At 74.2% G+C, this 14,166-nt stretch carries 13 protein-coding genes; 4 read left to right on the top strand and 9 right to left on the bottom strand.

Going from position 1 to position 14,166, the window contains the following annotated elements:
- The 7 genes from ppdK to VF202_08930 all read right to left on the bottom strand — a co-directional run.
- Positions 1-2,618 (bottom strand): pyruvate, phosphate dikinase (ppdK, locus tag VF202_08960; GenBank protein ID HEX7040228.1); only part of this gene is annotated, 2,618 nt, incomplete at its 3' end.
- 307 nt (positions 2,619-2,925) lie between these two features.
- Positions 2,926-4,149 carry a hypothetical protein gene (locus VF202_08955; protein ID HEX7040227.1) on the bottom strand — a complete coding sequence of 408 codons (1,224 nt, stop codon included), beginning with the start codon at positions 4,147-4,149 and terminating at the stop codon, positions 2,926-2,928.
- The gene (locus VF202_08950) at positions 4,146-4,925 is read right to left on the bottom strand and encodes an ATP-binding cassette domain-containing protein (protein ID HEX7040226.1); all 780 of its coding nucleotides are present in this window, start codon (positions 4,923-4,925) and stop codon (positions 4,146-4,148) included. The genes VF202_08955 and VF202_08950 overlap by 4 nt, the downstream gene beginning before the upstream one ends.
- 7 nt (positions 4,926-4,932) lie before the next feature.
- The gene (locus tag VF202_08945; GenBank protein HEX7040225.1) at positions 4,933-6,105 is read right to left on the bottom strand and encodes a substrate-binding domain-containing protein; all 1,173 of its coding nucleotides are present in this window, start codon (positions 6,103-6,105) and stop codon (positions 4,933-4,935) included.
- Positions 6,106-6,344: 239 nt separating this feature from the next.
- Positions 6,345-7,883, bottom strand: coding sequence for a hypothetical protein (locus VF202_08940; protein HEX7040224.1), 1,539 nt, complete (start codon positions 7,881-7,883; stop codon positions 6,345-6,347).
- Positions 7,884-8,031: 148 nt separating this feature from the next.
- The gene (locus tag VF202_08935) at positions 8,032-9,366 is read right to left on the bottom strand and encodes a HAMP domain-containing sensor histidine kinase (protein ID HEX7040223.1); all 1,335 of its coding nucleotides are present in this window, start codon (positions 9,364-9,366) and stop codon (positions 8,032-8,034) included.
- Positions 9,367-10,032: a response regulator transcription factor gene (locus tag VF202_08930; GenBank protein HEX7040222.1), complete on the bottom strand. Its 666-nt coding sequence runs from the start codon at positions 10,030-10,032 to the stop codon at positions 9,367-9,369.
- 225 nt (positions 10,033-10,257) lie between these two features.
- On the opposite strand from VF202_08930, the gene VF202_08925 reads away from it, so the two are divergent.
- A complete protein-coding gene (locus tag VF202_08925; protein ID HEX7040221.1) occupies positions 10,258-10,731 on the top strand; it encodes a cytochrome c in 474 nt (157 codons plus the stop codon).
- 4 nt (positions 10,732-10,735) lie between these two features.
- Here VF202_08925 and VF202_08920 read toward each other — a convergent pair whose 3' ends face one another.
- Positions 10,736-11,035 carry a DUF2277 domain-containing protein gene (locus VF202_08920; GenBank protein ID HEX7040220.1) on the bottom strand — a complete coding sequence of 100 codons (300 nt, stop codon included), beginning with the start codon at positions 11,033-11,035 and terminating at the stop codon, positions 10,736-10,738.
- 104 nt (positions 11,036-11,139) lie between these two features.
- Between VF202_08920 and VF202_08915 the strand changes: the two genes are divergently transcribed.
- Together VF202_08915 and VF202_08910 are read left to right on the top strand one after the other, a co-directional pair.
- Entirely contained in the window at positions 11,140-11,685 is a 546-nt protein-coding gene (locus VF202_08915; GenBank protein ID HEX7040219.1) for a hypothetical protein, read from the top strand.
- Positions 11,686-11,757: 72 nt separating this feature from the next.
- On the top strand, positions 11,758-12,834 hold the full coding sequence (locus VF202_08910) for a trifunctional transcriptional activator/DNA repair protein Ada/methylated-DNA--[protein]-cysteine S-methyltransferase (GenBank protein HEX7040218.1): 1,077 nt from the start codon (positions 11,758-11,760) through the stop codon (positions 12,832-12,834).
- Positions 12,835-12,849: 15 nt separating this feature from the next.
- Here VF202_08910 and VF202_08905 read toward each other — a convergent pair whose 3' ends face one another.
- Positions 12,850-13,650, bottom strand: a complete 801-nt coding sequence (locus VF202_08905) for a CPBP family intramembrane glutamic endopeptidase (GenBank protein ID HEX7040217.1) — start codon at positions 13,648-13,650, stop codon at positions 12,850-12,852.
- Positions 13,651-13,867: 217 nt separating this feature from the next.
- Between VF202_08905 and VF202_08900 the strand changes: the two genes are divergently transcribed.
- On the top strand, positions 13,868-14,166 hold a 299-nt coding region (locus VF202_08900), incomplete at its 3' end, for an MFS transporter (GenBank protein HEX7040216.1).

Here is a 14,166-nt window from a genome sequence, read left to right as displayed (position 1 = left end):
CAGAGGTCTATCGAGGCCGGGTCGCCGCCGTGCTCGCCGCAGACGCCGACCTCGAGGTCGGGCCTGACCGAGCGGCCGAGGCTCGTGCCCATCTCCATGAGCTTGCCCACGCCCGCCCCGTCGATCGTCGCGAACGGGTTCTCCTCGATGACGCCCCTCTCGAGGTACTGCATGAGGAAGCCCTTCTCGGCGTCGTCGCGTGAGACCCCGAAGACCGTCTGCGTGAGGTCGTTCGTGCCGAAGCTGAAGAACTCGGCCTCGGCGGCTAGCTCGTCGGCGACGAGGGCCGCGCGCGGGACCTCGACCATCGTCCCGAACTTGTAGGGGACCTCCACGCCCTGCTCGGCCATCACGGCCCGCGCCTCCTCCTCGAGCGCGGCCCTGAGGACGCGCAGCTCGTTCGCGTGCGCGACCAGCGGGATCATCACCTCGGGGTGGACGTCGATGCCGTCCCTCTTGGCGGCGCAGGCGGCCTCGAAGATCGCCCGCACCTGCATGCGCGGCAGCTCCGGGATCAGAATCCCCAGGCGCACGCCGCGCGTGCCCAGCATGGGGTTCGCCTCGCGCAGCTCGGTGACGCGAGCGAGGTGGTCCTGCTTGCGCCTGATGACGGCGAGCGCGGCGTCGACCTCCTCGAGGCGGTGGAAGTGCTGGAGCTGCATCTTCAGGTCGGCGAGGTCGGCGACGAGCTCGTCGTGGGAGGGCAGGAACTCGTGGAGCGGCGGGTCGATGAGCCTGACGATCACCGGCAGGCCGTCCATCGCCCTGAACAGACCCTCGAAGTCGCGCCGCTGCAGCGGCAGGAGGGCCGCCAGCGCCTCGGCGCGCTCCGTGGTCGTGCGGGCCATGATCATCTTCTGCACGATGGGCAGCCGCTCGGTCTCGAAGAACATGTGCTCGGTGCGCACCAGGCCCAGGCCCTCGGCGCCGTAGGCGCGGGCGCGCTCGGCGTCGGCGGGGTAGTCGGCGTTGGCCCGCACGCCGAGTGTCCTGATCTCGTCGGCCCAGGAGAGCAGCTCGGTGAGGTAGCGGTTGCTGATGTCGGGGACGACGGTCGGCAGGCGACCGAGGTAGACGTGGCCGAGCGTGCCGTCGATCGAGACCGGCTCGCCCTCCCTGACGACCTCGTCGCCCACGCTCATCTCGCGCCTCTCGAGGTCGATGGCGAGCGCCGCCACCCCCACAACCGCCGGCTTGCCGAACTGCCGCGCCACCAGGGCGGCGTGGCTGGTGCGCCCGCCGGAGCTGGTGAGGATCCCGCGCGCGGCGAGCATGCCGTGCACGTCGTCGGGCTTCGTCTCGGGCCGGACCATGATGACGTCGCGACCCTCCTTGGCCCAGCGCTCGGCGGTGTCGGCGTCGAAGGCCACGTCGCCCACGGCTGCCCCCGGTGAGACGTTGAGGCCGCTGGCCAGGAGGCTCGCGGCCCTCAGGGCGCCGGCCTCGAACTGCGGGTGCAGGAAGAAGTCGACCTGCTCGGGCTTCACGCGCCTCACGGCCTCGCGGCGGTCGATGAGCCCCTCGTGAACCATGTCGACGGCGATGCGGACCTCGGCCTGCGCCGTGCGCTTCCCGTCGCGGGTCTGCAGGACCCAGAGCTTGCCGTGCTCGACGGTGAACTCCATGTCCTGCATGTTCCTGTAGTGGCGCTCGAGGCGCTTGGCGATGGCCTCGAACTCGGCGTAGACGTCGGGCATGACCGCGGCCAGCTCCTCGAGGGGCTGCGTCTGGCGGATGCCGGCCACGACGTCCTCGCCCTGCGCGTTGACGAGGAAGTCGCCCTCGAGGCGGTCCTCGCCGGTCGTGGCGTTGCGGCTCATCGCCACGCCGGTGGCGCAGTCGTCGCCCATGTTCCCGAAGACCATCGTCTGGATGTTCACGGCGGTGCCGAGGTCGTGGCTGATGCCGGAGGCGTTGCGGTAGTCGACCGCGCGCTTGCCGTTCCACGACTTGAACACGGCCTCGGTGGCGAGCCTCAGCTGCTCGAGCGGGTCCTCGGGGAAGGGCGCGCCCGTGTAGGTGCGGACGATCTCCTTGAACTTGCGCGTGATCTCCTTCCAGTCCTCGGCGCTCAGCTCGGCGTCGACGGACACGCCGGCGGCCTTGCGCCGGGCGGTGATCACGGCCTCGAACACCTCGTCCGGCACGCCCAGCACCACGCCGCCGAACATCTGCACCAGGCGGCGGTAAGAGTCGTAGGCGAAGCGCGGGTCGCCGGTGAGAGCGATCAGCCCGTCGGCGACCTCGTCGTTCAGCCCGATGTTGAGGATCGTGTCCATCATCCCGGGCATCGAGAACTTCGCGCCCGAGCGGCAGGAGACGAGGAGCGGCCGCGCCGGGTCTCCGAACCTCTTGCCCGTGCGCTCCTCGACGCTGCGCAGGGCCGCCAGCTCCTGCTCCCACATGCCCTCGGGGAACCTCCCGCCGGCGGCGAGGTAGGCGTTGCACGCCTCGGTCGTGACGGTGAACCCGGGCGGGACGGGCACGCCCAGGCGCGTCATGTCGCCGAGGTTCGCGCCCTTGCCGCCCAGCAGCGCCCTGGCGCCGTCCCAGCTGCCCGCGAGGCGCTCGGCCTCCCCGACCTCGTCGAACAGGTACACCCACTTCTTCACGCTCATCGCGGTCCCTTCCCGGACGCGGTGAACGCGTTGCTAGGGGCCGGACATCGCGTCCACCGCGAGCCTCGTGGTGGCGGACATCGCGTCCTACGCGAGGCTAGCCGCGCCCGTGGACGAGCCGGCAGAGGCCTATGTCCTGCGGCGCCGGCGTGGCGGCCGCCGCGTCGTCGAGTAGCCGCGAGGGCCGCGTCCGAGACCGCAGGCAGGCGGTAGGGAGCGAAGGCGCTGCGTGGCGGGTGTCCGCGTCCGAGACGGCTGGCAGGCCGCCTGCCCGGCTGCCGGGGACGCGGTCGGCGCGGGGCGTCGGCTACGAGCCCGCCGCGCCCTGCCTCCGCACGAGCACGTCGACGAGGATCGAGGCCAGCAGCACCACCGCCGTGGCGATGAGCTGGATCGCGGCGCTGAGCCCGAGCAGGGCCATGCCGTTGACGATCGCGGCGATGACGACGCCGCCGAGGACCGCGTGGAGGGGGTGGCCTCTCCCGCCGAACAGGCTGGTGCCGCCGATGACCGCCGTCGCGACGACGTAGAGGACGATCGTGCCGCCGTCGAAGCTGGTGGACATCGAGCGCAGCCGCGAGGCGTAGACGATGCCGCCCACGCCGGCGGTCACGGCCGCGCAGGTGAACGCCCAGGTCCTCACCCAGGCGACGGCGATGCCGGCCCGGCGCGCCGCCTCGGCGTTGCCGCCGATCGCGTACACGTAGCGGCCGAAGCGGGTGCGCCCCAGCACGACGCTCCACAGCACCAGCACGCCGAACAGGACGGGGAACACGATCGGCATGCCGCGCAGGCTGAAGGCGCCCACCCCCCGGTCGGCGTTCGTGAGCAGCGTCAGCGCCACGGCCGCCGCGGCCGCTAGCGCGACCTTGAGGAGGCTCTGGCCCACCGAGGGAGCGGCCAGGCCGCTGCTGCGGCGCCTGCCGTCCTCGCGGAACGTCACGGCGGCGAACGCCAGCACGACGATGGCGGCGAGCACCCAGCCGCCCAGGGGGCTGAGCGTGCCGTTGGCGATGGCGTTGATCCGGCGGTCGGGGATCGGGATCGTCCCGCCGGTGCCGAGGATGATGATCAGCACCCCCTGCCAGGCGAGCAGGCCGGCGAGCGTGACGACGAACGAGGGCAGCCTGAGGCGCGTGATCAGCGTCCCCTGCAGGAAGCCGATGGCGGCCGTCACGGCGAGCGCGGCCAGGATCGCGCCCCACCACGGCCAGGCGACCCGGGGCTGGACCAGCTCGGTGACCACGACCCCGGCGATGCCGGCCACGAAGCCGAGCGACAGGTCGATCTCGCCGAGGAGCAGCACGAACACCTGGCCCATGCCGATGAGCATGAACACCGAGCCTTGGACGAGCAGGTTCACGAGGTTCCCCGTGGTGAGGAAGCGCGGGTTCAGGCTCTGGAAGATCGCGGCGATCGCGACCACGCCCAGCAGCACCGGCAGCACGCCGGCCAGGCCGGGCAGGAAGCGCGGTCGCGCCGCCGTCGCGGCGGCGGCCGGCGCGGCGGGGGCGTCGGAGACGTCCGTCACGCGGCCCTCCGCTTGCCCGTGGTCATCAGCTCGACGACGGTCTGGACGTCCGTATCGCTTGTGGGACCCTCGCTGACGACCTCGCCGAGGCGCATCACGGCGATGCGGTCGGCGACCTCGAACACGTCGACGAGGTTGTGGGAGATCATCATGACGGCCAGCCCCTGCTCCGCCAGGCGCCGCACCAGCGCGAGGACCTGCTTCGTCTGCGCCACCCCGAGGGCGGCGGTGGGCTCGTCGAGGATCACCAGCTTCGAGTTCCACATCACGGCCTTGGCGACGGCGACGGACTGGCGCTGCCCGCCGGACAGCGCCGCCACCGGCAGCCGCACCGACTGCACGGTCGTGACGCGCAGGTCCGCCAGCGTCTGGGACGCGGCGCGCTCCATCTCGTCCTCGGCCAGGAGGCCGTTCCGCATGATCTCGCGGCCGAGGAACATGTTCTGGACGACGTCGAGGTTGTCGCACAGCGCGAGGTCCTGGTAGACGACCTCGATGCCCAGCGCCGACGCCTCCTTGGGGGTGCGGATGCGGACGGGGGAGCCCTCCCACAGGATCACCCCGGCGTCGGGCTGGTAGGTGCCGGCGATGACCTTCACCGTCACCGACTTCCCGGCGCCGTTGTCGCCCACCAGCGCCGTGACCTGTCCGCGCGGCAGCGAGAGGTCGACGCCGCGCAGCGCCCGCACGGCGCCGAAGTCCTTGCGGATGCCCTCCAGGCGCAGCAGCGGCTCGGCGCCGGTGTCGCCACCGGGCCGAGCCGACTGGTCCGTCACGCCGCCCCTACTGTTCGATGCCGGCGGCAGCGCACTCGTCCTCGAAGCCCGCGCAGAGCTCTGCCGGGTCGACGAAGCCGTCCGCCACGACCGTCTCGGCCATGTTCTCGGGCGTCACCCAGATCGGGTCGAGCAGCACCGAGGGGACTTCGACGTTCGCCTGCGAGTCCAGCGTCGTGCCGTTCACGAGCCCGGCCGGCGGCTCCATGCCGGCGCGGATGAACAGGGCGAGGGCGGCCGTCGCCTGCGCCTCGAGGTTGATGGGCTTGTAGACGGTGCCGCACTGGTACCCGGCGAGGACGTTCTGCAGGCCCTGCAGCGTGGCGTCCTGGCCGGTGGTCGGGAACGTGCGCGGCGGCACGTTGAGGGTCTTGAGGTACGAGATCACGGCGTTGGCGTTGTCGTCGTTGGGGGTCACGACCGCGTTGATCTCCTGGTTCGCCGTGAACTGCCCCTCGAACGTCGTGCGCGCCTGCGCCGGGTCCCAGGTGCCGGCGGGCGCGCCGGCGTTCGTGTACGTGCCGTCGGCGAAGTACGGCTCGAGGACCGAGTTGTAGCCCTGGGCGAAGAGGGTGGCGTTGTTGTCGGTGGGGGCGCCGCTCATCACGAGGACGTTCGGGGACTCCACGCCCCAGTCCGCGATGCAGCTCACGAGCCCCTCGCCGATCAGCTCGCCGACGCGGACGTTGTCGAAGCTCACGTAGTAGTTCCTGGCGCCGCCGAGGGTCAGCCTGTCGTAGTCGATCACCGGGACGCCCTGCTCGGCCGCGTACTGCTCGATGGACGCGCCCACGCCGGAGGAGATCGGGTCGACGATCAGCACCGTGGCGCCCTGCGTGATGGCGGCCTGCGCCTGGGTCAGCTGCGTCGACTCGCTGCCCTGGGCGTTGGTGATGATGATGTCGCTGTCGGCGACGCCGGCCTCCTGGAACGCCCGGCGTAGGAACGGCTCGTCGAACGCGACGTACCGCGCCGACGTGGTCGTCTCCGGCAGCAGCACCGCGATCGCGCCGCTGCCCTGGGCGGCGATGTCCCTGAGCTGCTGCATCACCGAGAAGTCGCTCGTGAACGAGTCGGCGGTGATGTCCGGGGCGTCCTGCGCCAGCACCAGCCCCGTCACGGCCAGCGCCGCGATGATCCAACGCGCTCTCGACCAGGTGGTTCGCTCGTACTCACGCATGATAGCCGTCTCCCCTCCCTGACGAGCTTCAGCCTCGCGGGCCGCGGCTCGGGAGCGCGCGGCGCGCGCCTGCCCTGCGGGGCCCGCTGGGTGGCTGAAGGGAGGGATGACGCGCCGGCGGCCCTGCCTACGGCCCTATGCAGCGCGGGGCGTCAGGGTCCCCATCGCTGTTCTCGAGGTTAGGTCAAGGGTAGCGGATGTCCACGCTTTCCCATGCTCATCGGTACACGGGCCGGAGCTCACGGACCGCCGCCGACCGAAGGCGGCTCGTCCTCCGCCGGAGGCGGCTCGGCGTCGGGCGCCGGCTCGTCCACCGGCGGAGCCGGTTCGTTCGGCGGGGGCTCGGCGTCGGGAGGCGGCTCCGCGTCGGGCGGCGGGGCGGCATCGGGCGGCGGCTCCTCGGGGGTAGGCGGTTCGTCCGGCGGCGGTTCGATGTCCGGTGGCGGCGTCTCCGCCGGCGGCGGTGGCGCCTCGTCGGGAGGCGGCGTCTCCGCTGGCGGGGCGTCGGGAGGCGGGGGCTCCCCCACGGGCGGCCCGACCTCGGGGGGCTCCCCGGCGGGCGCGGGTGCGTCGACGGGCGGCTGGTCCTCAGGGGGCGGCTCGTCCTCCGCCGGCGCCGGCTCTTCCACGGGGGGCTCGTCCTCGGCGGGCGGCGGCTCGTCCGCCGGCGGCTCGTCGGCGGGCGGCGGCGGCGCGGCGGGCGGGCCGTCGTCGGCGGGCGGCGGGGCAGCCGGCTCCTCGCCGCCGGGCGCGCCGGGCTCGGGAGGCGCATCGGGTCCCGCCCCGGGGTCCTCGCCTGCCGGAGGCGCGGCGTCCGGTGGCGGCTCAGCGGGAGGCGGCGCCGCCTCTGGCGGAGGCGCGGCGTCCGGAGGGGGTCCGGCGCCCGCCGGGTCGTCGTCCTCGCCCGGCGGCGGACCCGCGTCCGGCGGCGCCGGAGCGTCCGGCGGCGCTTCCTCGGGCGAAGGCGCCGGCTCAGCGGGCGGGGGCGCGGCGTCGGGGGGAGGGACCGCGTCGGGCGCCGGGCCGGCCTCGGCCGGCGGGGCCGGTTCCTCCGGCTGACCCTCCTCGGGCGGCTCTCCGGCCGGCTCCTCGGCGACCGGCGGCTCCGCGTCGGGAGGCTCGGCTTCCTCGGGCGGGCCGGCGTCCGGCGGCGGGGCGTCGGCGGGAGGAGGCGCGTCGGCGGGCGGAGGCGCGTCGGCGGGCGCGTCCTCCGGAGGCTCGTCGCCGGCCGGCGGGGCCGCGTCGGGTGGGCCCGCTTCGGCGGGCGGCTCCGCGGCAGGAGGACCGGCGTCGCCAGGGGGCTCGCCGGCGGCAGGCGGCCCGGCCTCGGGAGGCGTCTCGCCCGCGGCCGGCGGCCCGGCCCCGACCGGGGGCTCCTCCGCGGCGGGAGGGCTCGCCCCGGCGGGCGGCTCCGCGGGAGGCGGGCCCTCGGCCGACGGCTCCGCGGCGGGGGCCGCCGGGCCGATCACGACCTCGCCGAAGCCCGCCGCCGTCGCGGCGGCGCGCAGGTCGGTCTCCTCCACGAAGACCGTGCCCTCGCGGACCATGACCTCGACCACGTGCACGTCGCCGTCCGGCGTAGTGAACAACAGCGTGCCCATCCCGGCGAAGCCCGGCAGCAGCTCGAGGACGAAGCCCTCGCCGTCCCGCGCGCGCCCGACGCCGACGATGGTGCCGTCGCGCGACGTGATCAGCACGGCCGCGTCTTGCGGGATGTCGATCGCCAGCGCCCAGGAGAGGACCAGGAGCAGGCAGGCTATCGTGGCGGTCCGCCTCACGAGAGCTCCTCCGCCGCAGTGGCAGCTATCCAGGGGTGACGGTGCGGCCTGAACCTTACGCGAACCTTACGCGGCCTGAAGCGTCTGGCCAGGTCGCTCCCAGGGTCCGCGCGCCGCGCGGCCGCGAGCCCGGTGGCCGCTCGTGGGGTCACGACGCCCCCGCCGGGTCCGGTCGGGCGACCCCGCCCACCGACGCCTCCGCCGGACGCTCCTCGGCCCCCGCCAAGCGCGAGGCCAGGCTCTCCAGGCGCACCTCGCAGCAGGTGCCCTCCCCCGCCTTCGACCGCAGGCGCAGCTCGCCGTCGTGCTGCTCTACGAGCCGCTTGCACACGGTCAGCCCCACGCCGACCCCGCCTCCGCCGCTGAAGCCGTGGTCGAAGACCCGACGCACGGTCTCCTCGCTCATGCCGGGGCCGTCGTCGCAGACCTCCAGCACCGCGCTGGCGCCCTCGTTGCGCAGGCTCACCGCGACGCCGTTCGCCCGGCCGACGGCCTGCAGCGCGTTCCTCACGAGGTTGCGCACCACCTGCACGAGACGCTCAGGGTCGCCGACGACCTCGAGCCGCTCGGCCAGGCTGAGCCTCAGCCCCGGGTACTCGTCGGCGACGCGGAGCACGACGTCGCGCAGGTCCACGACGCGCGGCTCGAGCGGTACGTCGAGCTCGCCGCGGGCCAGCACCAGCAGGTCCTGCGAGGTGCGCAGCAGCTCGCGCGTGCCCTCGGCGGCCGCCCGGACGTGGGCGTCGTCGGCGTGCTCACGCCTCACGGCACTCAAGTGGTAGTTGACGAGGGTGAGCGGCGCCGCCAGCTCGTGCGCCACCTCGAGCAGGAAGCGGCGCTCGGCCTCCTTGCGCTCGCCGATCGCCTCGAGGGCCGCGTTCAGCGCGGCGACGAGGTCGCCGATCTCGTCCATGGGCCCGCGGTACTCCACCCCGTGAGGCGAGGCGGGGTCGAGGGCGCGGGCTTGGCGGGCCACCCTGGCGAGGGGCGAGAGCATCCGCCGCGCCCCCAGGAGCGCCAGCGCGGCCGCCACGACGGTGACGAGCACTCCGACGCCGACGAGCACCTCGAGGAGGTCGCGCCGCACGGCGAGGGCGTCGGTGATGTCGTGGGCCAGGCGCACGCTGCCCCTGGTGGCGGGCCAGACGCCGGTCGTGACCAGGTAGGTGCGCTCGCCCCGCTCGATGACCGTCGGGGCCCGCACCACGGGCAGGGCCTCGCCGCCGCCCACGTTCACCGCCACCTGGCCCGACGCCGTCACGAGCTGGAGGATGAAGGTGCCGGTGTCCTCTGGCGCGAAGGACGCGCCCAGGGCCGGCCGGTCGAGCAGGGCCGTCACGCGCTCGAGGTCCTGCCTCAGCAGCACCCTGAGCTGCTCGTCCTGCTGGCGCGTGAACTCCCGGTACGCCACGGCGCCGAAGGCCGCGATGACGGCGACCGTCATGCCCGCCGCGGCCAGCCCGAGCCGAGCCCTGAGCGTCACCTAGCTCCGCTCCCTCACGACGTAGCCGATGCCGCGCACCGTCTCGATGAGGTCATCGACGCCGGCAGCGGCCAGCTTGCTCCGCAGGCGCGAGACCAGCGCCTCCACGGCGTTCGAGGTGGGCGGCGCCTCGCGGTAGAGCCGGTCCTCGATCGCGTTCTTCGAGAACACGCGGCCCTGGTTGGCGAGCAGGAGCGCCAGGAGGTTGAACTCCTGGGGCGAGAGGTCGAGGGGCCGGCCGCGGACGGCGCAGGTGTGGTCGGCGAGGGAGAGGCTCACGGGCCCGGCGTCGTAGACCTCCGGGCGACCGCGGCGGCGGAGCTGGGCGTAGACGCGCGCCAGCAGCTCCTGCATGTCGAAGGGCTTGGCGAGGTAGTCGTCGGCGCCGATGTAGAGGCCCGCGACGCGGCTGCGGAGGTCGGCGCGCGCCGTGAGCATGAGGATCGCGGCCGGGTTGTCCTTGAGAGCGGCCGCGACGTCGAGCCCGTCGATGTCGGGGAGGCCGAGGTCGAGGAGGACCAGGTCGAACGACTCGGTCTCGGCCCTCTCCAGCGCCTCGCCGCCGGTGCGCACCACCGCCACGTCGTACGCCCTGAGCAGCTCCGTCTCGAGGGCGCGCGCCAGGTGGAGGTCGTCCTCCACGATGAGGATGCGCTCGCGGTCCACGTCGGAGCCGCATGCTAGGGCGGTTCATCGTGACTTGGCTGAGTGCTTCCGGGACGCCGACCGACGCTCCCTGCCCGCGCTCACGATCCGGGCGTAGCGTGGTCCGCAGCGCGCGACCGCGGCGGACCGCGGCGGACGCGCCGGCGGGCGGTCACGCCCACGGGCCCGGCAGCGACCCCTCCTCGCAACACCGCACGACCTCGCCGCGTCCCGGAAAGGAGAACCATGCGCGTCCTCAAGTCGCTGCTCGCGTCAGCCGCCCTCGTGGTCGCGGGGATCGCCCTGGCCCAGGACGAGGGCGAGACGCTGTTCCAGTCGAACTGCGCGGCCTGCCACCAGGCGAACGGCCAGGGGGTCCCCGGCGCGTTCCCGCCGCTCGCCGGCCACGTGCCGGAGCTGCTGGCGACCGAGGAGGGCCGCACCTACCTGATCCACGTCGTCCTCTACGGGCTGCAGGGCGAGATCCAGGTAGCGGGCCAGACCTACAACGGGGTCATGCCCGCGTGGTCGCAGTTCACCGACGAGCAGCTCGCGGCCGTGCTCGACTTCGTCGCCACGAGCTGGGACAACGAGGCGGCGCTGCCCGAGGGCTTCGCGCCGTTCACCGCGGAGGAGATCGCGGCGCAGCGCGACCTGGGCCTGACCGCCGACCAGGTGCACGAGGAGCGCAGCGGGGCCGTCCCGGCCGAGGGGCAGTAGCGTCTCAGTCGCCGGACGCGCCGGGGGCGTCGCCGATCGGCCGGTAGCGCCAGGCCGAGCGCGCCCGCGCCTTGGCCGCCTCGACCTCGCGGTCCTTGGGCGGCGCGTTGGTCTCCAGGGCGTCGACGAGGCGCCTCGTCGCGGCCGCGACCTCCTCGACCGCCGCCGCGAACGCCGCCTCGTTCGCCCGCGACGGCTTCTGGAACCCGCTGACCTTGCGGACGTACTGCAGGGCGGCGGCGCGTACCTCCTCGTCGGTGGCCGGCGGGTCGAAGTTGAAGAGCGGCTTGATGCTGCGGCACATGGCGGGACCTCCCACCACAGCTTCGGCGCCGGCCGCGGTCGTTGGCAAGCCCAACGCAGGGGCGGCGCTGGGAACCGCGCGACGAGCCGGTCTATGTTGGTTCCATGACGACCCTCGCTCACCTCCGCAAGGCGGCGCTGCGGCTCCCCGAGGTCGCCGAGGACGCCGGCTCCGGCACGGTCGCCTTCGCCGTCCGCGGCGAGCGCTTCGTGACGGTGACGGGCGACGGGGCGGCGCAGCTCGAGATGTCGCGGGATGACGCCGAGGCGGTCCTGGGGCGGTTCGCGGCGGCCGAGCCCGTGACCAGGGCGGGCGAGCCGGTAGGGGTGCGCGTGCCGCTCGCCGCCGTGAACGGCATGGAGCTCAACGCGCTCCTCGAGAAGGCGTGGCGCAGCCGCGCGCCCGCGGAGCTCCTCGACGTGCGCCGCCAGGCGGAGCGAGGCGAGGCCCCGGACGGTCCCGACGCGCTGCCCAGGAGCATCGGCAGGCCGGCCACGCGGGCGCTGCTCGCGGCCGGCATCGGCACCTTGAGCGCCGCGGTCGCGCGCTCCGACGCGGAGCTGCTCGCGCTGCACGGGGTCGGCCCGCGGGCGGTGCGGCTCCTCAGGGAGGCCGCCGCGGCGCGCTCTCAGGCGGGGCCGAAGCGCTGAGCGGCCCGCGACCCGGCGATACGCGCCCGGTTCTCGGCGGCGCCCCGGTCTCCCAAGCCCTAGACTCGGGGCGTGCCTGACGACACGGCCCGCCGCTACTACCAGGCCATGCTGAGGCGCGACCCCGAGTACGAGGGCGTCTTCTACGTGGGCGTGCGCACCACCGGGGTGTTCTGCCGCCCCACCTGCCCCGCCCGCAAGCCGCGCTTCGAGAACTGCGCGTTCTTCGCCACGGCGAAGGACGCGCTGCATGCGGGCTTCCGGCCCTGCCTGCGCTGCCGGCCGCTGTCGCACCCCAACGAGGTGCCCGAGGTCGTGCGCCGTCTCGTGGCCGCCGTGGAGGCCGAGCCGGAGAAGCGCTGGCGCGACGCCGACTTCCGCGCGCTGGGGGTGGACGTGGGCACCGCGCGCCGGGCGTTCAAGCGCCGCTTCGGCATGACGTTCGTCGCGTACGCGCGCGCCAGGCGCATGGGCCTGGCGCTGAGGTCGCTGAGGGAGGGTGGCACCGTGATCGAGGCGCAGCTCCAGGCCGGCTACGAGTCCGCCAGCGGGTTCCGCGACGCGTTCAACCGCATCATCGGCAGTTCGCCCAGCGCCGCCGAAGGACCCGTCCTCACGGCCGCCTGGCTCGACTCGCCGCTGGGGCCGATGCTCGCCGTCGCCGACGACGACGGGCTCGTGCTGCTCGAGTTCGTCGACAGGCGCGGCCTCGAGACCGAGCTGAGGCGCCTGCGGGCCAAGGCCGCCATCGTGCCTGGCACGAACGCCGTCCTGGAGAGCATCGAAGTCGAGCTCTCCGAGTACTTCGCCGGCCGGCGCTGCGAGTTCGCCACGCCGCTCAAGCCCCTCGGCAGCGAGTTCCAGCGGTCCGTGTGGCGCGAGCTGGGGCGCATCCCGCCGGGCGAGACGCGCACCTACGGCCAGGTCGCCGCGGCGCTGGGGAGGCCGACGGCGTTCCGCGCCGTCGCCCGGGCGAACGGCGCGAACCAGCTCTCGATCGTCATCCCCTGCCACCGCGTCGTGAACGCCGACGGGAGCCTGGGCGGCTACGGCGGGGGCCTGCCGCGCAAGCAGTGGCTGCTGGCGCACGAGCGGCGCTCGTTCGGCACGGCGGCGCCGCTGTTCACGGCCGCGTCGGCGGCGGACTAGCGCCCGAGCCCTCGCCTAGCCCCTCGCCGCGCCGGGCCGTCCCCACGCGCGGCGGCGTAAGCCCGCGCCCGAGAGGGCGACCACGGTCACCGCCGCCAGCGCGATGAGCGGGCTCAGCACCGCCGGGTCGTAGGCCGAGCCCCGCACGGGGAAGAGCTGCCACGACAGGTTGAACGAGCCGTGCAGCACGGCCTGGGCGAGGACGCTGAGGCCCGTGTTCTCGAAGAGCCACACGTGCAGCACGCGCATCGCGACGGTGCCAAGGGCCCACCACGCGATCCACGAGGCCTGCCGGTCGCCGGTGAGCAGCGGCACCACGTGCCACGCCGCCCAGAACGCGCCCAGCACCAGGGAGGTCCGCAGCGCCCCCCAGCGCCTCTCGAGCGGCTCGTAGGCGTAGCCCATCCAGCCGAGCTCCTCGGCCAGGCCGGCGACGAGGAACGCCGCCGCCAGCACGGGCAGGCTCGCCAGCGGCACCTGCAGCGGCGGCAGCGGGCGTCCGAGCGCGTCCATGACCAGCCACGACAGCGTCCAGAGCAACGGGTGGAGGAGCGCCGCGACGAGCCACCAGGCGGGGTCCTTCACGCGCCGGGCGTCGAGGGCTCGTCGCAGGAAGGCGCCGAGCGCCGCCCGCCCCTCGCGCCGGTAGACGAGCAGCGACGCCGCGATGACGGGCACGACGAACTGCAGCGCCGCCAGCGGCAGGCCGGGCATCAGCTCGCCGCCGACCAAGGCGCCGATCGCCCACAACGGCAGCGCGAGCGCCGTCACCAGCAGGAAGAAGGGGCCCACCCGGCGGCCAGGTGCGTCTCTCACGGGCACCACTATCCTCCCCGCGGGCGGACCGCGTGCCCTCCTGGCATACCCGGTCGGCGGCGCGACGGCACTTGCCGGGCCGATGGCCGCAGCGTAGAGTACCCACTGTAACCGCAGCTCACGACTCCCCGACGGCCTCAGCCGCCACGGAGCCGTAACGGTGGGGCGCTCGCCCCGGCACGCCCCGGGTGCGCGGCGCCGAGGGGGAGGTGCTGGCATGGCGACCGCGACGGCCCGCCTGTCGCCGTTCGCGGTGTTCGCGAACCGGCGGTTCAGGGCGCTGTGGATCGCTCAGCTCGTGTCCACCATCGGCGACTCGCTCGTCGACATCGCCGCCGCCATCCTCGTCTACCGCGTCACCGGCTCCGCTCTCGCGGTCGGCCTCGTGCTCATGGCCACGGCCGCGCCCGCGCTGCTCGTGGGGCTCTTCGCCGGCGTCGCCGTGGACCGCTACGACCGCAAGCGGATCATGGTCGTCTGCGACCTCCTCCGCGGCGCCATCGTGCTGGCGATCCC

This window comes from Trueperaceae bacterium (genome assembly GCA_036381035.1).
GTDB lineage: Bacteria > Deinococcota > Deinococci > Deinococcales > Trueperaceae > DASRWD01.
This window is presented reverse-complemented; position numbering and strand designations above follow the sequence as displayed.

Excerpts from the sequence above, each read along its gene's own strand:
- VF202_08925 (HEX7040221.1), top strand. The coding sequence starts at position 10,258 with ATGCGCGTCCTCAAGTCGCTGCTCGCGTCAGCCGCCCTCGTGGTCGCG.
- VF202_08920 (HEX7040220.1), bottom strand. The coding sequence starts at position 11,035 with ATGTGCCGCAGCATCAAGCCGCTCTTCAACTTCGACCCGCCGGCCACC.
- VF202_08945 (HEX7040225.1), bottom strand. The coding sequence starts at position 6,105 with ATGCGTGAGTACGAGCGAACCACCTGGTCGAGAGCGCGTTGGATCATC.
- VF202_08915 (HEX7040219.1), top strand. The coding sequence starts at position 11,140 with ATGACGACCCTCGCTCACCTCCGCAAGGCGGCGCTGCGGCTCCCCGAG.